The organism is Pseudomonas marvdashtae (assembly GCF_014268655.2).
In the GTDB taxonomy this organism is placed as follows: domain Bacteria; phylum Pseudomonadota; class Gammaproteobacteria; order Pseudomonadales; family Pseudomonadaceae; genus Aquipseudomonas; species Aquipseudomonas marvdashtae.
Map to the genome: position 1 here is coordinate 3637686 of NZ_JABWQX020000001.1, position 19540 is coordinate 3657225.

The following is a 19540-nucleotide window of genomic DNA, read 5'->3' on the forward strand; positions in this document are numbered from 1 at the left end:
GGTTCGGACACAGCGTTCGGTCAGCGAAAAACCGAAGTGGGCGGAGTCTAGAGGGGCGCTCAGGCGGGGAATTATGTTGAGGCGACAAATAGTTATAAAAATCCTCAGGCTTGGCTGAGGACGATCGGGTCTGGGAAAGTCCTGACAGATAAGCGCCAGTGGCGAGGGAGCATGCGCCCTCGCCACTGGCTGAACTGGCTTGTAGAAAGTCTCAGCAATCGCAGCTGATGACCTTCTCCGCCACGCGCTCCACCGAGCCGGTCAGGCGAAAACCCTCATCGAGCCAACCCATGACGCCACCGATCATTTCCTTGACCGGGTAGCCCAGGGTCGCCAGGCGCACCGCGGCCTTGTTGGCACCGTTGCAATGCGGCCCGGCGCAATAGACCACGAACAACGTGGCCTTGGAATAAGCGGCTAGCGCCTGGGCGGTGAGCGTACGGGTTGGCAGATTGATCGCCCCTGGCACGTGCCCGCGTTCGTAGGCCAGCGGGCCACGCACATCCACCAGCACAAAATCGGCATCGCCTGCCGCTTGGCTGGCATGCACGTCGGAACAATCGGTTTCGAACATCAGGCGACGACTGAAATGTTGCAGGGCAAGATCGGACGGGGCAGCAGGTACTTCACGCACGGGACTGGTCATCGGTGTGTCTCCTGGGACAGAAAGGGCTGTAAGAGACTTTATCCACCCGAGGCGAACCGCTACAGTGGCGCACACGACACTCTGTGGGAATTTTCCGCCAATGCAGCCCACCCCCGGCCTGGTTGCAATCCTCGCTTATGACGGCTTGTGCACCTTCGAATTTGGCGTCGCCGTGGAAATTTTCGGACTGGCACGGCCCGAGTTCGATTTCCCCTGGTATGAGCACCGCATCGTCGCCGTCGACGACGGGCCACTGCGCGCCATGGGCGGCTTCCAGGTATTGGCCGATGGCGGCATGGAGCTGCTCGACACAGCCCGGACCATTATCGTGCCGGGCTGGCGCAGCCGCAGCGATCCACCGCCCGATGCCCTGCTCCAGGCCCTGCGTCGCGCCCACGCCCGCGGTGCCCGCTTGCTGTCGATCTGCTCCGGGGCTTTCGTCCTGGCGGCCACCGGACTGCTCGATGGCTTGGGCGCGACGACGCACTGGCGCTACACCGACGAACTCGCCGAACACTACCCCGCCATTGCCGTAGACCCCGATGTGCTTTACGTCGATTCGGGCCAGGTCATCACCTCGGCTGGCAGCGCGGCAGGCATCGATGCCTGCCTGCATCTGGTGGCACGTGATTTCGGAACCCAAGTCGCCAACGCCGTGGCGCGTCGACTGGTCATGGCAACGCAGCGCACGGGCGGCCAGGCGCAATTCATTCCCTCGCCGGTCAGCCGAACACCGCGCAGCGACCTGTCCGGGGTCATGCAGTGGGCCCGCGAACGTCTGCATGAACCGCTGGGCGTGCGCGAACTGGCCAGCCATGCGGCCATGAGCGAACGGACCTTCCTGCGCCGCTTCACCGAGGCCTGTGGCGTGTCCCCCAAGGCTTGGCTGCAACATGAACGCCTGGCGCGGGCCCGGGAGTTGCTGGAAAGCACCGAGGACAACACCGACATCATCGCCCAGGTGTGCGGCTACCGTTCGGTGGAAAGCTTCCGCGTGGCGTTTCGCAGTGTGGTGGGGCTGGCGCCATCGGTGTATCGGGAGCGGTTTGGGCGGGGGTGAGTTCGGTGCATCTGCCAAGCACTATTGTGGCGAGGGGGGCATCAACGCTTGCGCAACAAATAAGTATCCATGATCCAGCCATTGACCTGCCGCGCCGCCTTGCGGGTGCGTTCGATGTCGTCGGCCACGTCGCCCAGCCGGCCGGCGATGAGTTGCTCACCCGGCGTTCCCACGTAGGCGCCCCAGTAAATATGGGTATCGGGATCGCTCACCTGGCGATACGCATCTTCGGCGTCGAGCATCACCACCACGCTGCCCGCATCGCCCAGTTGCCCCGCCGCCAGCCGGCGGCCCGTGGTGATTTCCAGCGAGCCACCGATGTCATTCAACGGCACCTTGTGTCGTGCTGCGAGGGCCTGGACGCTGGTGATGCCAGGGATCACGTCGTATTCAAAAGCACAACGTCCCGAGTCAAGGATCGCCTGCAGGATACGCAGGGTACTGTCGTACAGCGCCGGATCGCCCCACACCAGGAAACCGCCGCGCTCCCCGTCAGACAACTCTTCATTGATCAGTCTTTCGAAAGTGTCCTGCTTCGCACGATTCAGTGCCTCGACACTGATCGTGTAGTCCAAGTCGTTGCGCTGGCGCTCAGGGCTATGGGTTTCGACGAAACGGTAGGGATGGTCGACGATGTAGCGTCGGCAAATGTCACGCCGCAGGTCCAGCAGCTTGTCCTTGGCAGGCCCCTTGTCCATCAGGAAAAACACATCCACCAGGTTCAGGGCCTTCACCGCCTGCATCGTCAGGTGGTCCGGATCGCCAGCGCCGATGCCGATCACTGATAATTTCTTCATTCCAGCACCTCCCTGGCAGGCCCCTGAGCGCGTAACCGCCAGACGTGGTTGAACCGCAGGTCGATGACAGAAAGCGGTTCAATGTCGATCCGGTTGACCATGGCGGCAGGACACCCGAGGACATTGATCAAGGCCGCACGGATTACGAACGGATGGGTAACGGCCAGCCAGTGGCCCGGTGTATTTTCCAGGGAGGCCAGCCAGTCGCCGACACGGCGACACAGGTGGGAGACGGATTCACCACCATGCGGCGCGGCATCCGGATCGTCGCGCCAGGCTTGAAGCTGTTGCGGCTCAGTCTGGAGCAATTCATCGACAGACAATCCCCGCCAGCGACCGAAGTCACAATCGGCCAACGCTTGTACCAGCCGCGGCTCGTTGTCCAACAACGCGGCGGTCTGGCGCGTGCGCAGCTCCGGCCCGCACAGCAGACCGCGGACGTTCCGGTATTCACGTCCTATCTCAGCACGCTTCTCCAGCCAGGCCACATCCAACGGTTCGTCCAGCCCGAAGCGTGCTTGTTTCTGGGCGGCGGTGCGCGCATGGCACATCAGGGTCAGGCGGGTTGCTTGCACGCTGGATACTCAGGCATTTTGGAAGTTGATGACCGGGAGAGTCCCCTGCTTTCTTGTACAGCACCTTATATGAAATCAACTATTCGAGACAAAAGGCGTCTTGTCCTACACAGGCAGGAGCAATGCCTGACATACGTCGATTACTCGAGCCAGGCCCTTGCCCTACAAGGCTTCTGGATAATTCCAGGGCTTTTTAAACTGATCATAAAAACCTCTGGACATGCGGCCCCCGCTAACCAAATACTATTTTCGAAGTTACGGAAGAACCCAGTATTTATCCAGGCAAGGAGCATGGATCCTCTCTCCAGAGACCCGATCATCGATCCGTGCCTGGTCCGTTGGTGCAAACCCGTTTCGCCTTGAAGGCCCAGAAGCTGGCCTTGGCCCAGGCACCGTCGCCTGCCAAACTTTGTGAGCACTATGCGTGAATCCATTGAATGTACCGAATGGGGTCTGTACACCAAGCCGGCGTTCCGATTGCTCCGGGAAGACTCCGAGCACCCCGTGCTGCTGGTTTGCGAACACGCCAGCCGCTTCATCCCAGACGCGCTGAACGAGCTGGGCCTGGATGAAACGGCCGCCCAGGAACATATTGCCTGGGACATTGGGGCCTTGGCCCTCGCCGAACGGCTGTCCGAAACCCTCGGAGCGACCCTGCTGTCGGCTAATTACTCGCGATTGTTGATCGACCTGAACCGCCCACTCCACGTCGCCGACAGCATTCCGGCACAAAGCGAGATCTATCAGGTTCCCGGTAACCAATCCCTGGACGACGCAACGCGCGAATATCGCCAACAGTGCCTCTTCCATCCATTTCATGATCAACTGCGGGCGTTGATCGACCAACGCCTGGGCGAAAACCGCACCGTGCGAGTGGTGGGTATCCACAGTTTCACACCGGTTTTCTATGGACAACCGCGCGCCCTCGAGGCCGGCGTGCTGTATGGCGAAGCCAGGGACTATGCCCAGCGCATCGTCGACGGCCTCGGGCGACATTCGTTGCGGGCGGCCGGTAACCAGCCCTACAAAGTCAGCCCCTTGAGCGACATGACAGTTCCGGTACATGGCGACGGCCGCGGCCTGGACTCAGTGCTGATCGAAGTACGCAATGACCAGTTGCGCAGTCCCGAGTCAGTGCAGACCTGGAGTGCCTATCTCGCTCCGCTGCTATAACACGACGGTGATGAAATTTCGGCTACAAGCTACAACGCGTGGACATCGACAGTGATCGTCAAGCCCGGCACCTGACAGCGGGCTCTTTTGAACAGGAGTGCTATCCATGCTGGCCTTACGTCCAGTTCAGTTAAGCGATTTGCCGCAGTTGCAACAACTGGCCCGCGACAGCCTGGTAGGTGTCACTTCGCTTCCTGACGACACTGATCGCCTGCGGGACCGAATCCTCACTTCGTGCGCCGCTTTCGACGCCGATGTGCAGGCCCCTGGGGCAGAGAACTACTTTTTTGTCTTGCAGGACCTGGCGTCAGGCCGCCTGGTGGGCTGCTCGGAGATTGTCGCCGCTACCGGTTGCGATGAACCGTTCTACAGCCTGCGCAACCGGCCGTTTTCCAGCGAGTCCCGGGAGCTGAACATCCAGCATGGCGTACCAGCGCTGTCGTTGTGCCAGGACCTCAACGGCCAGACGCTGCTACGCGGTTTCCACATCGACGCAGCCCGCGTGCGCACGCCTGAATCGGAGCTGCTCTCCCGGGCCCGGCTGATGTTCATTGGTGCTCATCCCCGGCGCTTTGCCGAGGCGGTAATCACCGAAATCGTCGGTTTCAGCAGTGAAGACGGCCAGTCGCCCTTCTGGGACGCCGTCGGCCAGCATTTCTTCGACCTGCCCTACACCGAAGCCGAACGTCTGTGCGGCCTGCAAAGCCGTACCTTTCTCGCCGAACTGATGCCCCAATATCCGATCTATGTCCCCATGCTGCCGCCAGAGGCGCAGGCCTGCATCGGCCGGGTGCATCCCGATGGCCAGGAAGCCTTCGACATTTTAAAGCGCGAGGGTTTCGAAACGAATAGCTACGTGGACATCTTTGACGGCGGGCCGACGCTGCATGCCCGGATAACGAACATTCGCTCGATTACCCACAGCCGTTCAGCCATCGTGCGACAGAGCCGGCAGATCGATGCCCGCGGTCGTTACCTGGTCAGCAATGATGGCCTTGGAAACTACCGGGCCATCATTGCCGAGCTGGACGTCAACGCCGAAGAGCCGGTGTCCCTGCACCCTGACATGCTGGCAGCGCTGGGTATCGCAGAAGGCGATCGGGTCCGGGTGGTCAGCCTATGAAACGCGTTCGATTGCGTACCTCGTGCCAAGACCGTGCCCGGCATGATGAAGGAGCCACGTCATGATAGTTCGCCCGGTTGCCCTGACCGACCTCCCCGCCCTGCTGGAACTGGCCCGTTGCGCCGGCCCGGGGTTTACCAGCCTGCCGGCCAATGAGGAGCGCCTGGCACACCGCGTGCGCTGGGCCCAACGCACCTTTGCCGGGCAGGTCGAGCGGGCCGACGCTGACTACCTGTTCGTGCTCGAGGACGATGACCGTCGAGTGGTGGGCATCAGCGCACTGACCGGCGCGGTCGGGCTACGCGAGCCCTGGTACAACTATCGCGTCGGTGTAACGGTCAGCTCGGCGCCTGAGCTGGGCATCCAACGGCAAATCCCCACGTTGTTCCTCAACAATGAAATGACCGGGCAATCGGAAATCTGCTCGTTATTCCTCCATCCGGAGCTGCGTCGCGGCCACAACGGGCGCTTGTTGTCCCTTGCACGCCTGCTGTTCGTCGCCGAATTTTCCCGGTTGTTTGGAGAAAAGCTGATCGCCGAACTGCGAGGCCAAGCGGATGAACAAGGCTGCTCGCCATTTTGGGATAGCCTGGGGCGACACTTTTTCAAGAAGGACTTCAGCTGCGCCGATCAGTTGTCTGGGATGGGCAACAAATCGTTCATCGCCGAGTTGATGCCACGTCAACCGTTGTATACGTGTCTGCTCACCAAACAGGCCCAGGCTGTAATAGGCAAGGCGCATCCGGACACCGAACCCGCCCTCAGGATCCTCAACGCCGAAGGTTTCGTCCATAAGGGATACGTTGATATTTTCGATGCCGGCCCGGTGATCGAGGCGCCGGTATCGACGATCCGTAGCGTGCGTGACAGCCGGTCGCTGTCCTTGATGATCGGCACGCCCGACGAACAGGCCCCGATCTGGCTGATTCATAACCGCCGCCTGGAAAACTGCCGCGTCACCAGCGCCCGGGCGCACCAGCACGGCGAAAGCCTGCTCGTCGACCGCGTCACCGCCAAACGCTTGCAAGTGCAACCGGGCGACACGGTTCGCGCCGTAACTTTACTCAAGCAGGGGCGACATGCCGTGGCGGCCTAGCCTTGGCACAGCTGTTTCGCCCTCAAACAGCGCCTTGCCTCATAAAGCCAAATAGCCAGACAGTTGATAAGCAATACTTATCGACAATTCCTTAATTGCCCTCACCCGCGCAAAACTCATACTCTCCAACACTCTTTCCAACTGAACGAATAACGCGCTCATGATAAAAAATCTAATAAGCAGGAGAATGCCGCCAGAACGCATCAGGCAAACAATAGCCACATTAGACATGACGACTGAAGTCAAACAATTGATCAGCCACCTGAGCGTACAATCAGAATTTGCCACTGCGCAATCCCGCCGCGCGGCCATTATGAGTTTCACCAATCTGCACACGGCAACTTTAATATTGCACTGCACCAGTATTGGCAATATAAGCATCAAGACATTGACACTTGACGCTCCGCGCTCGCCATTGTATTCGGTGCCTGGGCAGAGCATTTTGTTCGCCCTTGACCGACCCTTTGAAATTCTACGGTACACCCTTGACGGACAGCATCTGCGAAAGGCCGACAAGGTAGTTATAGATAAAGCGAACCCAGTCATTATCGATGGCCGCGATACGTTATTCGACTATTGCCAAGGACACCGGGAGCACGGTGGTCTAGCGGGCAGAATCAATCTGCCGGACCGAAGTGCGGACATCAGCGTGTTCGATCGCGTCTCGCTGCGCAAGATAGCCTGGCTACCTCAAGACGAAAGTGCTGCCCGTTACCTGGTAAGCCTGGAGCTGCTCGAAACGATTCAGGACCCCAATGGGCCCAAGGTCGCCGAGGAATTGATTTACCACTATCACCCCGCCGTGGCGTGGAAAGCCTTCCAGATGCTTTATCGGACCGACCGGCAAAAAGCAATGAGCTACGTCCCGCTGCTGAAAAAGCATCGAAACACGCGGCTGGATAATCTGCTCCAGCCCTTGGAGGCGACAGCATGAATCTGAACACATTTGTCGAGCGCCTGAACACATATGATAGCCAGCGAGACCAAACCAGGATCGCCGAGGACCTGCGTCAGTTGGCAAAAAACCGTTCTTTATTGAGCGACCATCTATATTCCACCATCCAGCAGGACGGTTTCAGCACGCGCAGCAGCCTGTACAACGCTTATGCGTTTGTCTTGCACAGCAATAACGAATTTACCCTCCGCCTGGGGTTTTGGTCGCCGGTCGATACATACGACGAAAGCGAAACATTTATCTATGGCCTGAACCATAGTCATGACTTTGAAATGTACGCTGTCGGCTACAGCGGTGATGGTTATACAAGCATCGTTCGGGAAATATTGGATGATCTGCCATTGCAAGCTGGCCACGCACCTCGACTGGGAAAAGAACGCACGGTCAAACTTGCACCGGGCGAAGTGCTGTACATGCCCGCATTACGAGAAATCCATAGACAACTTGCGCCGCAGTCCATGTCCGCATCGCTCAGTTTACTCATTCATCCTGAAGATTCAGTCAGGGCCGACGAGTCCTGGTGTTTCGATGAACATTACACGCCGCTTTACCCCGGCGTAGCTGCGCAAGAGATGATGCTGTTTGCAGAAACACTGTTATTACTAAACCCAGGCAGCCAGTCGCTGCCCGGCAACAACAAGAGGAAGAAACATGAACAACAACAATAACTTGATTAATGAGTGGGACGCAGCGCCTTTGCTGCGAGCGGGTACTAATGTGGTTGATACTGCGACAAAGCTACGGAGTGAGGCTCCGTGCCAGCTACCGGAATGGACACTTCGCTTCAACGTCGCAAACATCCATGAGATCAAGAAGATCTGGGGCGAACCGACTCAAGATTGATGACAGGTAAGTAAAAAGGCATTTTTTCCAGGCTGTAGGCCTCCCAGGGCTTGCGGCCTTTTTTTCGATGCGCCGGAAACATGACCCATGCGCATTCGTCATCATCTTTTCGCCTGCTACGTGATAGCCTTTGGACATTCGGCGTTGACATCTTTGCTCAAGCCCTTCCATTCCCATTGGTGGAACTCACATGTCCAGGCTTTCCCATCAAGATTTGCGTCGTAACTTTCGCCACCTGCTGGCTTCCCAAACGTGCTACCACACCGCCTCGGTGTTTGATCCGATGTCGGCGCGCATTGCCGCCGACCTGGGTTTTGAAGTGGGTATCCTGGGCGGCTCAGTCGCGTCATTGCAGGTACTGGGCGCGCCGGACTTTGCCTTGATCACCCTCAGCGAGTTCGCCGAACAGGCCACCCGCATCGGTCGCGTGGCTCAACTGCCGGTGATTGCCGACGCCGACCATGGCTATGGCAACGCGCTCAACGTGATGCGCACCATCATCGAACTTGAACGTGCCGGCGTAGCTGCGTTGACGATTGAAGACACCTTGCTCCCGGCGCAATTTGGCCGCAAATCCACTGACCTGATCAGCGTGGCCGAAGGCGTCGGCAAGATCCGCGCGGCGCTGGAAGCGAGAGTCGATTCGGAAATGGCGATCATCGCCCGCACCAACGCCGGGATCCTGCCAGTCCAGGAAATCATCAGCCGCACCCAGCAATACGAACGCGCTGGCGCTGACGGGATCTGCATGGTGGGCGTGCAGGACTTCGAACACCTGGAAAAGATCAGCGAGAACCTGAGCGTGCCATTGATGCTGGTCACTTACGGAAACCCGCTGTTGCGCGACGACAAACGTCTGGCCGAGCTGGGCGTACGCGTCACCATCGATGGCCACGGCGCCTATTTTGCCGCGATCAAGGCCACCTATGACAGCTTGCGGGAACAGCGGCAGATCTTCACGCAGGCTTCGGACCTCAGCGCCACCGAACTGACCCACACCTACACCCAGCCAGAGGAATACATCCGCTGGGCCGAGGAATACATGAGCGTCAAGGAGTAAGGTCGACCATTGGCCGGTAGGTCATGCAAGTACGCCATCGCGAGCAGGCTCGTGATGGCGTAGGCAGATTGAAGTGAATTTCACTGCCCGCTGCGGAGCATTTCCTTGGGCACGTACTTGCCGATCTCGAACTTGCCGATGGCGGCGCGGTGGACTTCATCCGGACCGTCGGCCAGGCGCAGGGTGCGTTGCATGGCGTACATATAGGCCAACGGGAAATCGTTGGAAACCCCAGCGCCGCCGTGGATCTGGATCGCCCGGTCGATTACCTTCAAGGCGACGTTCGGCGCAACGACCTTGATCTGGGCGATTTCGCTCTTCGCCACTTTATTACCTGCAGTGTCCATCATGTAAGCCGCTTTCAAGGTCAACAGGCGAGCCATGTCGATCTCCATCCGCGAATCGGCAATTTTGTCGATGTTGCCCCCCAGGCGCGCCAGTGGTTTGCCGAAGGCCGTACGACTGATGGCGCGCTGGCACATCAATTCCAACGCCCGTTCGGCCATGCCGATGGAACGCATGCAGTGATGAATCCGACCCGGGCCCAGGCGACCTTGGGCGATTTCAAAGCCGCGCCCCTCGCCCAGCAGGACGTTTTCATACGGAACCCGCACGTTATCAAACAGCACTTCGGCGTGACCGTGGGGCGCATCGTCATAACCAAACACCGGCAGCGGCCGGACGATTTTCACCCCTGGGGTATCAACGGGTACCAGGATCATCGAGTGCTGGGCGTGACGCGGTGCGTCGGGATTGCTCAGACCCATGAAGATGAGGATTCTACAGCGTGGATCGCAAGCACCTGATGTCCACCACTTCTTGCCATTGATCACCCACTGGTCGCCGTCGCGCTCCGCACGGGCGGCCATGTTGGTGGCGTCAGAAGAGGCGACGTCCGGTTCGGTCATGGCGAAAGCCGAACGAATCTCGCCCCGTAGCAGCGGCTCGAGCCAGCGCTGCTTTTGTTCTTCGTTGGCATAACGCACCAGCACTTCCATATTGCCGGTGTCCGGCGCCGAACAGTTGAACGGCTCCGGCCCCAGCAACGAACGTCCCATGATTTCTGCCAGCGGCGCGTATTCCAGATTGGTCAGGCCGGCCCCCAGCTCGGACTCCGGCAGGAAAAGATTCCACAGCCCCTCGGCCCGAGCCTTCGCCTTGAGTTCCTCCATGATCGCAGTGGGCTGCCAACGGTCGCCTTCAGCCACTTGCCGTTCGAACACGGCTTCAGCCGGGTAGACATAGGCATCCATGAACGCCGTGACGCGTTCACGCAGTTCCTGAACCTTGGGGGAATAGGCAAAATCCATGGGCAGCACCTTCTTGGCAGAGGTTGTTTTTAGGTCATGAAATCGATGCTAGTTCAGCTACGAAAATTTACCTAACCTATTCTCGGCGTGTATTAACATTCATCACCGATATATGTTTCACTGATTCGCATTGCCACCCGGCACCTCATAACAAGCCCAAGAATAAGAGTGCAGCGCCATGAATCTGAGCAAGGTCGACCTTAACCTTTTCATTGTTTTCGATGCGATCTACACCGAAGCCAACCTGACCCGAGCCGGGCAAATCGTTGGCATCACTCAGCCGGCGGTGTCCAATGCCCTGGCGCGTTTGCGCGAGACCTTCAACGACCCGCTGTTCGTGCGCACCGCCCAAGGCATGGTGCCTACGCCGATGGCGCAGAATATTATCGGGCCGGTGCGCAACGCCCTGTCGCTGCTGCGGGTGTCGGTGCAGGAAAGCCGGATCTTCAACCCTTTGCAGGCCGTCAAGACTTACCGCATCAGCATGACCGACCTCACCGAAGGCGTGATCCTGCCCCCGTTGTTCCAGCGCCTGCGCCGCCTGGCGCCGACCGTGGCCATCGAAAGTTTCCTCTCCAAGCGCCGTGAAACCACTAAGGAACTGGCCGCCGGCCGCCTGGACTTCGCGGTCGACGCGCCGCTTAATACCGACCCACAGGTGCGGCACGTCAAGCTGATGGAAGACCGCTATGTCTGCGCCATGCGCAAGGGCCACCCGTTGGCGGGCAAGGATAAAATCAGCCTCGACGATTACCTGGCCCAAACCCACGTGCACATTTCCAGCCGCCGCAACGGTTTGGGCTATGTCGACCTGGCCTTGGGCAAAATGGGCATCCAGCGCAAGATCGCCCTGCGCTCGCAGCATTATCTAATGGCGTCCCAAGTGCTCCAGCAGACCGACATGGTCATGACGGTTCCCGAGCGCTTTTCTCGCCGTCACGACTTGCATGCCTTCCTGCTTCCGGTCAACGACGTACCGCCAGTGGAAACCCACCTCTACTGGCACGAAAGTACTGACCAGGACCCGGCGAACCGTTGGATGCGCGAGCAGATGATCGAACTGTGCCAACAAGTCACGGCCCATGAGAAGAAGCTCGACAAAGTGGTGTGAAGCGATAGACGGCGTAAACGTTCGCGAGCAAGCCCCGCAGCTTGACGTGAACGTCAAGCTGCCATTAGCTTAGCGCCAACCTCTTTCGTTTCGAGCGCTTCCATGAGCAGCCAGACCTACAGCATCTCCGACCTCGCCCGCGAATTGGACATCACCACCCGCGCCATCCGCTTCTATGAAGAACAAGGCCTGTTGAGCCCGGAACGGCGTGGCCAGGAGCGCATCTATTCGCCTCGGGATAAAGTCAGCCTGAAGCTGATTCTGCGGGGCAAGCGTATCGGGTTTTCCCTGGCCGAGTGCCGTGAGTTGATCGAACTCTACGACCCCAGCAGCGGCAATCAGAAACAGTTGCACAGCATGCTGGCGAAAATCGTCGAGCGCCGGGAACAACTCGAACAACAACTGCTGGACATCGAACAGATGAAGCTGGAACTCGACACCGCCGAAGAACGCTGCATCCAGGCGCTGGAGCAGACGATCAAGGGCGAGGAAAGCGTCCAATAACGTCGCCAAGCCCGCTGCCGCAGCGAAATATCGCCCTTCACTAACAGGTCAATCGCCATGTCCCTTCCCTCCTTTGTACGCCTGATCGAGGTCGGCCCTCGCGACGGGTTGCAAAATGAAGCACAGCCCATCAGCGTCGTCGACAAGGTGCGCCTGGTGGACGCACTGAGCGCTGCCGGCCTTGGTTACATCGAGGTCGGCAGTTTTGTTTCGCCCAAATGGGTACCGCAGATGGCCGGCTCCGCCGAAGTGTTTGCGCAAATCCAACGCAAGCCCGGTGTCACCTATGGCGCCCTCGCGCCAAACCTGCGCGGTTTCGAGGACGCGCTCGCGGCCGGGGTCAAGGAAGTGGCGGTATTCGCCGCGGCATCCGAAGCGTTCTCTCAGCGCAACATCAATTGCTCTATCAAGGAAAGCCTGGAGCGCTTCGCCCCGATCATGGAAGCGGCGAAACGCAACGGCATCAGCGTGCGCGGTTACGTGTCGTGCGTGCTGGGCTGCCCTTACGAGGGCGAGGTCAAGCCAGAGCAAGTGGCCTGGGTTGCCAGGGAGCTATACGCCATGGGCTGCTACGAAGTGTCCCTGGGCGACACCATCGGCACCGGTACCGCTGGCGCAACGCGCAGGATGTTCGAAGTGGTTTCAGCGCACGTGCCGCGGGAAAAACTGGCAGGACATTTCCACGACACCTACGGCCAGGCGATGGCCAACGTCTACGCCAGTCTCCTGGAGGGCATTGCAGTGTTCGACAGCTCCATTGCCGGCTTGGGCGGCTGCCCATATGCCAAGGGAGCCAGCGGTAACGTTGCGACGGAAGACGTGCTGTACCTGCTCAATGGCTTGGGCATCGAGACCGGTATCAACCTGGACGCCTTGATCGCCGCGGGCCGACAGATCTGTGAGGTGCTAGGTCGCCCGACCGGTTCGCGCGTCGCCAAGGCTCGGCTGGCACAGTGAGGTGTTACCGCCCCGCTTGTAACGGGCGCGAAACGAGTAACACGGAAACAATTTGTCAGGTTTGGCGTGCCAGCTTTTTCAGTGAAAATCCATATTCCATTGATTTATATAGGTTTTTAAAAGTTGGCACGGCACCTGCTATATCTCTTGCACAACAAAAATAAAAAAAAGCGACACACCCAATAAAAACAAGACGAAACGACTCTGACATAACAAGAACAACACGGCAGAGACGCAGCTAACAGATTTTTTTGGAGAAGATGTGCTTTTCAGGGTGCTTCCAGGAGCAACCCGCAACCGGGCAGAGAACAATAAAACTACCTTCAGGTAGCTCCCGAATCGGTTGGATCGCCAGGCGAAAAAGCAGGTCAGCGCTCAAAAAAATACGTTTGCTCTTGATCCCGGATGGGGATCGCCAAAACAGCGGTAAAGGGTCACGGCTACCAAAAACAACAACAGGCCGCCCCTCAATAATAAAAAAAGAGCACGCGACGACAAAATTAAAGGGGAGCTTCGGCTCCCCTTTGTGCTTTTCCGTATTTGGATTTGCAATGTGCCAGCCAGCCTATTCCAGAGCCGATCGTTTTCGGTCAGGCCCAAGTTTCTCCCCCTATAACTAAGCGTACCTAATCTGGCTCAAGTTGACGTTAACGTAAAGAGCATTGACAGCTCTTCATCCCACGCTTACGTTAACGTAAAGGTGAGAACGGTCCTACGACCTTCCACAGCCGATAAAAAAGCCAAAAAGGTGCCCCATGAGCTACCCATCCCTGAATTTTGCCCTCGGCGAAACCATCGATATGTTGCGCGATCAAGTGCAATCCTTCGTCAAGGCAGAGCTGGCGCCTCGGGCGGCGCAGATCGATATCGACAATCTGTTTCCCGCCGATATGTGGCGCAAATTCGGTGACATGGGCTTGCTGGGCATCACCGTAGCTGAAGAATACGGTGGCGCCGGCCTGGGCTACCTGGCTCATGTGGTCGCCATGGAAGAAATCAGCCGCGGCTCGGCCTCGGTCGCCCTCTCCTATGGCGCTCACTCCAATCTTTGCGTCAACCAGATCAACCGCAACGGCAACCATGAGCAGAAGAGCAAATACCTGCCCAAGCTCATCAGCGGCGAACACGTCGGCGCATTGGCGATGAGCGAACCGAACGCCGGCTCCGACGTCGTCTCGATGAAACTGCGGGCCGACAAACGCGGCGATCGCTACGTGCTCAACGGCAGCAAGACCTGGATCACCAACGGCCCCGACGCCAACACCTACGTGATCTACGCCAAGACCGACCTGGAGAAAGGCGCCCATGGCATCACAGCCTTCATCGTCGAGCGCGATTGGAAAGGCTTCAGCCGAAGCAACAAGTTCGACAAGCTCGGCATGCGCGGCTCCAACACCTGCGAGCTGTTTTTCGATGACGTCGAGGTGCCGGAAGAGAACATCCTCGGCGTGCTCAACGGCGGTGTGAAAGTCCTCATGAGCGGTCTCGATTATGAACGCGTGGTCCTGTCCGGCGGCCCAACCGGCATCATGCAGGCCTGTATGGACCTGATCGTGCCCTACATCCATGACCGCAAGCAGTTCGGCCAGAGCATTGGCGAATTCCAGCTGATCCAGGGCAAAGTCGCCGACATGTACACCCAGCTCAACGCCAGCCGCGCGTATCTCTATGCGGTGGCCCAGGCCTGCGAACGCGGTGAAACCACCCGCAAGGACGCCGCCGGGGTGATCCTCTACAGCGCCGAACGCGCCACGCAAATGGCCCTCGACGCGATCCAGATCCTGGGCGGTAACGGCTATATCAATGAGTTCCCGGCCGGGCGATTGCTGCGTGACGCCAAGCTGTATGAAATCGGTGCCGGCACCAGTGAGATTCGTCGGATGCTGATCGGTCGCGAACTGTTCAACGAAACCCGCTAACGGAGCTGACCATGGCCACGCTGCACACTCAGCTCAATCCACGCTCGCCGGAGTTCATCGCCAACCGCGATGCCATGCTCGGACAGGTCGAGGCGCTGCGCACCTTGCTCGCGCACGTCCAGCAAGGCGGCGGCCCCAAGGCGCAGGAACGGCATACCTCCCGGGGCAAGCTACTGCCGCGCGAACGCATCAACCGCTTGCTGGACCCGGGTTCACCCTTTCTCGAAATCAGTCCGTTGGCGGCCTACGAGGTGTATGGCGAAGACGTCCCGGCTGCTGGCGTGATCGCCGGCATCGGCCGCGTGGAAGGCATCGAATGCATGATTGTCGCCAACGATGCGACGGTCAAAGGTGGCTCCTACTATCCGTTGACGGTGAAAAAACACCTGCGCGCCCAGACCATCGCCCAGCAAAATCGCCTGCCGTGCATTTATTTGGTTGATTCCGGCGGCGCCAACCTGCCACGCCAGGACGAAGTGTTCCCGGACCGCGAGCATTTTGGCCGGATCTTCTTCAACCAAGCCAACATGAGTGCCCAAGGCATCCCGCAGATTGCCGTGGTCATGGGCTCCTGCACCGCCGGTGGCGCCTACGTGCCAGCGATGGCCGACGAGGCGATCATGGTCCGCCAGCAGGCGACGATCTTTCTTGCCGGCCCACCGTTGGTAAAAGCGGCGACTGGCGAGGTGGTCAGCGCCGAGGACTTGGGCGGTGCCGATGTGCACTGCAAGATTTCCGGCGTCGCCGACCATTACGCCGACAGCGATGAACACGCCCTGGCGCTGGCCCGCCGCAGCGTGGCCAACCTCAACTGGCGCAAGCTTGGCGATGTGCAGCAACGCACGCCCATCGCCCCGCTGTATTCTAGCGACGAGCTGTACGGCGTGGTACCGGCCGACGCCAAGCAGCCGTTCGATGTCCGCGAGGTCATCGCGCGACTGGTGGACGGTTCGGTGTTCGATGAATTCAAGGCACTGTTCGGAACGACCCTGGTGTGCGGCTTCGCCCACTTGCACGGTTACCCCGTCGCGATCCTGGCCAATAACGGCATCCTGTTCGCCGAGGCGGCGCAGAAAGGCGCGCACTTCATCGAACTGGCCTGTCAGCGCGGGATACCGCTGCTGTTCCTGCAAAACATCACCGGTTTCATGGTCGGCCAGAAATACGAAGCCGGCGGCATCGCCAAGCACGGTGCGAAACTGGTCACCGCCGTGGCCTGTGCCCGGGTACCGAAATTCACCGTGATCATCGGTGGCAGTTTCGGCGCGGGTAACTACGGCATGTGCGGACGCGCCTATGATCCGCGCTTCTTGTGGATGTGGCCGAACGCACGAATCGGCGTAATGGGCGCCGAACAGGCGGCCGGCGTGCTGGTACAGGTCAAGCGTGAGCAGGCCGAACGCAGCGGCCAGTCATTCAGCGCCTCCCAGGAAACCGAGATCAAGCAACCGATTCTCGACCAGTACGAAGAACAAGGGCATCCCTACTATTCCAGCGCACGGCTGTGGGACGACGGCGTCATCGACCCAGCGCAAACCCGTGATGTGCTGGGCCTGGCCTTGTCCGCGTCGCTGAACGCACCCATCGAACCGAGCCGCTTCGGCGTGTTCCGGATGTAACCGGGGAAACACCCATGAACCAGTACAACACGCTCGAACTGCACACCGACCCGCGCGGATTCGCCACCTTGTGGCTCAGCCGTGAGTCGAAGAACAACGCGTTCAACGCCGAAATGATCCGTGAGTTGATCCTCGCCCTGGACCAGGTCGGCGGCGATTCGAACCTGCGTTTCCTGTTGATCCGTGGCCGGGGTAAACACTTCAGCGCCGGCGCTGACCTGGCCTGGATGCAACAGTCCGCCGAACTTGATTACCACACCAATCTCGACGACGCCCGGGAGCTGGCGGAGTTGATGTACAACCTCGCCAAGTTGAAGATTCCGACGCTCGCCGTGGTCCAGGGCGCAGCGTTTGGTGGCGCGTTGGGTCTGATCAGCGCCTGCGACATGGCCATCGGCGCCGACGAAGCGCAGTTCTGCCTGTCCGAAGTGCGCATTGGCCTGGCGCCTGCGGTAATCAGCCCGTTCGTGGTGCAAGCCATCGGCGAACGGGCCGCACGACGTTATGCCCTGACGGCGGAACGCTTCGGCGGACAACGTGCGAAGGAGATCGGTTTATTGTCGGAAAGTTACCCGGCCGAGGCGCTGGACAGTCAGCTCGGGCAATGGATCGACAACCTGCTTCTCAACAGCCCGGCGGCGATGCGCGCCAGCAAGGAACTGTTGCGCGAAGTCGGCAACGGCGCACTCACCCCGGCGTTGCGACGCTACACCGAAAACGCCATCGCCCGGATACGTGTCAGCGCCGAAGGCCAGGAGGGTCTGCGAGCCTTCCTGCAAAAGCGCGCGCCGAACTGGCAACCCGAGCCAACCAACAAGGAGCCGCGTTGATGAGCGCCCCTGTCCTCACCACGCTACTGGTCGCCAACCGCGGTGAGATCGCTTGCCGCGTCATGCGCACCGCCAAGGCCATGGGCCTGACCACCGTCGCCGTGCACAGCGCCACCGACCGTGACGCACGGCATAGCCGCGAAGCTGACATCCGCGTCGACCTCGGTGGCAGCAAGGCCGCCGACAGCTACCTGCAAATCGACAAGCTGATCGCCGCGGCCCAAGCCAGTGGCGCCCAGGCGATTCATCCAGGCTACGGTTTTCTCTCGGAGAACGCCGCGTTTGCCAGGGCTATCGAAACAGCCGGGCTGATCTTCCTTGGCCCGCCCGCCTCGGCCATCGACGCCATGGGCAGCAAATCCGCGGCCAAGGCCTTGATGGAAACCGCTGGCGTGCCGCTGGTGCCCGGCTATCACGGTGAAGCCCAGGACCTGGACACATTCCGCGATGCCGCCCAGCGCATCGGCTACCCGGTACTGCTCAAGGCTACCGCAGGCGGCGGCGGTAAAGGCATGAAGGTCGTCGAGGACGTCAGCCAGCTGGCCGAAGCATTGGCCTCAGCCCAGCGTGAAGCGCAATCTTCGTTCGGCGATGCCCGGATGCTGGTGGAAAAATACCTGCTCAAGCCGCGTCACGTGGAGATCCAGGTGTTCGCCGACCAGCACGGCAACTGCCTGTACCTGAATGAACGCGATTGCTCGATCCAGCGTCGGCATCAAAAAGTCGTGGAGGAAGCACCGGCTCCCGGGCTGAGTGCGCAGACGCGCAGGGCGATGGGCGAAGCCGCCGTGCGTGCCGCCCAGGCAATCGGCTATGTCGGGGCGGGCACGGTGGAGTTCCTGCTGGATTCGCGGGGCGAATTTTTCTTCATGGAGATGAACACCCGGCTGCAGGTGGAGCATCCCGTCACCGAAGCCATCACCGGGCTGGACCTGGTGGCCTGGCAAATCCGCGTCGCCCAGGGTGAGCCGCTGCCCATTACTCAGGAACAAGTGCCGTTGCGCGGCCATGCCATTGAGGTACGGCTGTACGCCGAAGACCCTGCCAACGACTTCCTGCCAGCCACCGGGCGCTTGTCGCTGTATCGGGAGTCCGCCAAAGGAGAAGGCCGGCGGGTCGACAGCGGGATTGCAGAAGGCGACGAGATTTCGCCGTTCTACGACCCGATGCTCGGCAAGCTGATCGCCTGGGGCGAGAACCGCGAACAGGCGCGCTTGCGGCTGCTGGCGATGCTCGACGAGTTCGCTATTGGCGGGCTGAAAACCAATATCGGCTTTCTTCGTCGCATCATCGCTCACCCCGCTTTCGCGGCGGCGGAGCTGGACACGGGATTTATCCCACGCTACCAGGCGCAATTACTGCCAGAACCTGGCGAACTGGACGACGACTTCTGGCACGCAGCGGCCCAGGGCTTCGCCTTGAGCCTGACGCCACGTGTCCGAGCCGATGATGTCAATTCCCCCTGGGCCGATACCGCCGGGCTGCGTCTGGGGCTGCCTGGGGAAATCACTCTGCACTTGAGCTGCGACGGCCAGGATCGCGCCGTGACATTGGACGTTACCGCCCGTTGCGCCGAACTCGGGAATGAGCATCTGGTCATCGAGCACAACGGCCTGCGTCGCAGCCATCGCGCCATTCGCCAGGGCGACAGTCTGTACCTGCGGTGGAAAGGCGACTTGCATCGAGTCGATGCCTATGACCCATTGGCCGCGGCCGAAGCAAGCCACAGTCATCAGGGCGGGCTGGTCGCGCCGATGAACGGCAGCATCGTTCGGGTATTGGTGAGTGCCGGCCAGGCGGTGGAGGCTGGCGCGCAACTGGTGGTGCTGGAAGCGATGAAGATGGAACACAGCATCCGTGCGCCCAAGGCCGGCATCGTCAAGGCGCTGTATTGCCAGGAAGGCGAAATGGTCAGCGAAGGCAGCGCGCTGGTGGCGCTCGAGGAATAGGCATCGGCCCGTT

19 protein-coding genes are annotated in these 19540 nt (G+C 59.9%); 15 read left to right on the plus strand and 4 right to left on the minus strand.

Translation table 11 applies throughout. The features are described 5' to 3' along the window. Positions 1-211: 211 nt before the first annotated feature. On the minus strand, positions 212-646 hold the full coding sequence (locus HU742_RS16335) for a rhodanese-like domain-containing protein (protein ID WP_186643207.1): 435 nt from the start codon (positions 644-646) through the stop codon (positions 212-214). A 100-nt stretch (positions 647-746) separates the two neighbouring features. Here HU742_RS16335 and ftrA point away from each other — a divergent pair, with 100 nt between their 5' ends. Further along, a complete protein-coding gene (gene ftrA, locus HU742_RS16340) occupies positions 747-1706 on the plus strand; it encodes a transcriptional regulator FtrA (protein WP_186643206.1) in 960 nt (319 codons plus the stop codon). Between the two features lie 41 nt (positions 1707-1747). Here the strand turns inward: ftrA and cobF are convergent, their stop codons facing one another. Both cobF and HU742_RS16350 read right to left on the minus strand, forming a co-directional pair. After that, a complete protein-coding gene (cobF, locus tag HU742_RS16345; RefSeq protein ID WP_186643205.1) occupies positions 1748-2503 on the minus strand; it encodes a precorrin-6A synthase (deacetylating) in 756 nt (251 codons plus the stop codon). Further along, positions 2500-3078 (minus strand): histidine phosphatase family protein, encoded by a 579-nt coding sequence (locus HU742_RS16350; RefSeq protein ID WP_186643204.1) that lies wholly within the window; start codon positions 3076-3078, stop codon positions 2500-2502. Before HU742_RS16350 ends, cobF begins: the two co-directional genes overlap by 4 nt. 420 nt (positions 3079-3498) lie before the next feature. Between HU742_RS16350 and HU742_RS16355 the strand changes: the two genes are divergently transcribed. The 7 genes from HU742_RS16355 (at position 3499) to HU742_RS16385 (ending at position 9328) form a co-directional block, all read left to right on the plus strand. Next, on the plus strand, positions 3499-4251 hold the full coding sequence (locus HU742_RS16355) for an N-formylglutamate amidohydrolase (protein WP_186643203.1): 753 nt from the start codon (positions 3499-3501) through the stop codon (positions 4249-4251). A 106-nt stretch (positions 4252-4357) separates the two neighbouring features. After that, complete coding sequence (locus HU742_RS16360; protein ID WP_186636291.1) at positions 4358-5374, plus strand: arginine N-succinyltransferase; 1017 nt, start codon at positions 4358-4360, stop codon at positions 5372-5374. Between the two features lie 61 nt (positions 5375-5435). Beyond that, complete coding sequence (astA, locus tag HU742_RS16365; RefSeq protein ID WP_186636294.1) at positions 5436-6470, plus strand: arginine N-succinyltransferase; 1035 nt, start codon at positions 5436-5438, stop codon at positions 6468-6470. A 229-nt stretch (positions 6471-6699) separates the two neighbouring features. After that, on the plus strand, positions 6700-7404 hold the full coding sequence (locus HU742_RS16370; RefSeq protein ID WP_225923584.1) for a hypothetical protein: 705 nt from the start codon (positions 6700-6702) through the stop codon (positions 7402-7404). Beyond that, positions 7401-8093: a transposase gene (locus tag HU742_RS16375; protein ID WP_186643202.1), complete on the plus strand. Its 693-nt coding sequence runs from the start codon at positions 7401-7403 to the stop codon at positions 8091-8093. Before HU742_RS16370 ends, HU742_RS16375 begins: the two co-directional genes overlap by 4 nt. Next, the gene (locus HU742_RS16380) at positions 8077-8268 is read left to right on the plus strand and encodes a hypothetical protein (protein ID WP_186643201.1); all 192 of its coding nucleotides are present in this window, start codon (positions 8077-8079) and stop codon (positions 8266-8268) included. The genes HU742_RS16375 and HU742_RS16380 overlap by 17 nt, the downstream gene beginning before the upstream one ends. A 190-nt stretch (positions 8269-8458) precedes the next feature. Then, positions 8459-9328: an isocitrate lyase/PEP mutase family protein gene (locus HU742_RS16385; RefSeq protein WP_186636310.1), complete on the plus strand. Its 870-nt coding sequence runs from the start codon at positions 8459-8461 to the stop codon at positions 9326-9328. Between the two features lie 80 nt (positions 9329-9408). Here the strand turns inward: HU742_RS16385 and HU742_RS16390 are convergent, their stop codons facing one another. Further along, the gene (locus tag HU742_RS16390) at positions 9409-10638 is read right to left on the minus strand and encodes an acyl-CoA dehydrogenase (protein WP_186643200.1); all 1230 of its coding nucleotides are present in this window, start codon (positions 10636-10638) and stop codon (positions 9409-9411) included. Positions 10639-10816: 178 nt separating this feature from the next. On the opposite strand from HU742_RS16390, the gene HU742_RS16395 reads away from it, so the two are divergent. The 7 genes from HU742_RS16395 (at position 10817) to HU742_RS16425 (ending at position 19527) form a co-directional block, all read left to right on the plus strand. Further along, positions 10817-11749 carry a LysR family transcriptional regulator gene (locus tag HU742_RS16395; RefSeq protein WP_186636312.1) on the plus strand — a complete coding sequence of 311 codons (933 nt, stop codon included), beginning with the start codon at positions 10817-10819 and terminating at the stop codon, positions 11747-11749. 102 nt (positions 11750-11851) lie between these two features. Next, complete coding sequence (locus HU742_RS16400; protein WP_186609729.1) at positions 11852-12253, plus strand: MerR family transcriptional regulator; 402 nt, start codon at positions 11852-11854, stop codon at positions 12251-12253. Between the two features lie 57 nt (positions 12254-12310). Continuing rightward, positions 12311-13210, plus strand: a complete 900-nt coding sequence (locus tag HU742_RS16405) for a hydroxymethylglutaryl-CoA lyase (protein ID WP_186636313.1) — start codon at positions 12311-12313, stop codon at positions 13208-13210. A gap of 755 nt (positions 13211-13965) precedes the next feature. Continuing rightward, positions 13966-15129, plus strand: coding sequence for an isovaleryl-CoA dehydrogenase (locus HU742_RS16410; protein ID WP_186636315.1), 1164 nt, complete (start codon positions 13966-13968; stop codon positions 15127-15129). A gap of 11 nt (positions 15130-15140) precedes the next feature. Beyond that, positions 15141-16748 (plus strand): carboxyl transferase domain-containing protein, encoded by a 1608-nt coding sequence (locus tag HU742_RS16415; RefSeq protein WP_186643199.1) that lies wholly within the window; start codon positions 15141-15143, stop codon positions 16746-16748. A 14-nt stretch (positions 16749-16762) separates the two neighbouring features. Next, complete coding sequence (locus HU742_RS16420; RefSeq protein WP_186643198.1) at positions 16763-17578, plus strand: gamma-carboxygeranoyl-CoA hydratase; 816 nt, start codon at positions 16763-16765, stop codon at positions 17576-17578. Next, positions 17578-19527: an acetyl-CoA carboxylase biotin carboxylase subunit gene (locus HU742_RS16425; protein ID WP_186643197.1), complete on the plus strand. Its 1950-nt coding sequence runs from the start codon at positions 17578-17580 to the stop codon at positions 19525-19527. The genes HU742_RS16420 and HU742_RS16425 overlap by 1 nt, the downstream gene beginning before the upstream one ends. Positions 19528-19540 lie beyond the last annotated feature (13 nt).

Excerpts from the sequence above, each read along its gene's own strand:
- HU742_RS16385 (WP_186636310.1), top strand. The coding sequence starts at position 8,459 with ATGTCCAGGCTTTCCCATCAAGATTTGCGTCGTAACTTTCGCCACCTG.
- HU742_RS16355 (WP_186643203.1), top strand. The coding sequence starts at position 3,499 with ATGCGTGAATCCATTGAATGTACCGAATGGGGTCTGTACACCAAGCCG.
- HU742_RS16425 (WP_186643197.1), top strand. The coding sequence starts at position 17,578 with ATGAGCGCCCCTGTCCTCACCACGCTACTGGTCGCCAACCGCGGTGAG.
- HU742_RS16420 (WP_186643198.1), top strand. The coding sequence starts at position 16,763 with ATGAACCAGTACAACACGCTCGAACTGCACACCGACCCGCGCGGATTC.
- HU742_RS16380 (WP_186643201.1), top strand. The coding sequence starts at position 8,077 with ATGAACAACAACAATAACTTGATTAATGAGTGGGACGCAGCGCCTTTG.
- ftrA (WP_186643206.1), top strand. The coding sequence starts at position 747 with ATGCAGCCCACCCCCGGCCTGGTTGCAATCCTCGCTTATGACGGCTTG.
- HU742_RS16375 (WP_186643202.1), top strand. The coding sequence starts at position 7,401 with ATGAATCTGAACACATTTGTCGAGCGCCTGAACACATATGATAGCCAG.
- HU742_RS16415 (WP_186643199.1), top strand. The coding sequence starts at position 15,141 with ATGGCCACGCTGCACACTCAGCTCAATCCACGCTCGCCGGAGTTCATC.
- astA (WP_186636294.1), top strand. The coding sequence starts at position 5,436 with ATGATAGTTCGCCCGGTTGCCCTGACCGACCTCCCCGCCCTGCTGGAA.
- HU742_RS16395 (WP_186636312.1), top strand. The coding sequence starts at position 10,817 with ATGAATCTGAGCAAGGTCGACCTTAACCTTTTCATTGTTTTCGATGCG.
- HU742_RS16405 (WP_186636313.1), top strand. The coding sequence starts at position 12,311 with ATGTCCCTTCCCTCCTTTGTACGCCTGATCGAGGTCGGCCCTCGCGAC.
- HU742_RS16400 (WP_186609729.1), top strand. The coding sequence starts at position 11,852 with ATGAGCAGCCAGACCTACAGCATCTCCGACCTCGCCCGCGAATTGGAC.
- HU742_RS16360 (WP_186636291.1), top strand. The coding sequence starts at position 4,358 with ATGCTGGCCTTACGTCCAGTTCAGTTAAGCGATTTGCCGCAGTTGCAA.
- HU742_RS16410 (WP_186636315.1), top strand. The coding sequence starts at position 13,966 with ATGAGCTACCCATCCCTGAATTTTGCCCTCGGCGAAACCATCGATATG.
- HU742_RS16370 (WP_225923584.1), top strand. The coding sequence starts at position 6,700 with ATGACGACTGAAGTCAAACAATTGATCAGCCACCTGAGCGTACAATCA.
- HU742_RS16335 (WP_186643207.1), bottom strand. The coding sequence starts at position 646 with ATGACCAGTCCCGTGCGTGAAGTACCTGCTGCCCCGTCCGATCTTGCC.
- cobF (WP_186643205.1), bottom strand. The coding sequence starts at position 2,503 with ATGAAGAAATTATCAGTGATCGGCATCGGCGCTGGCGATCCGGACCAC.
- HU742_RS16390 (WP_186643200.1), bottom strand. The coding sequence starts at position 10,638 with ATGGATTTTGCCTATTCCCCCAAGGTTCAGGAACTGCGTGAACGCGTC.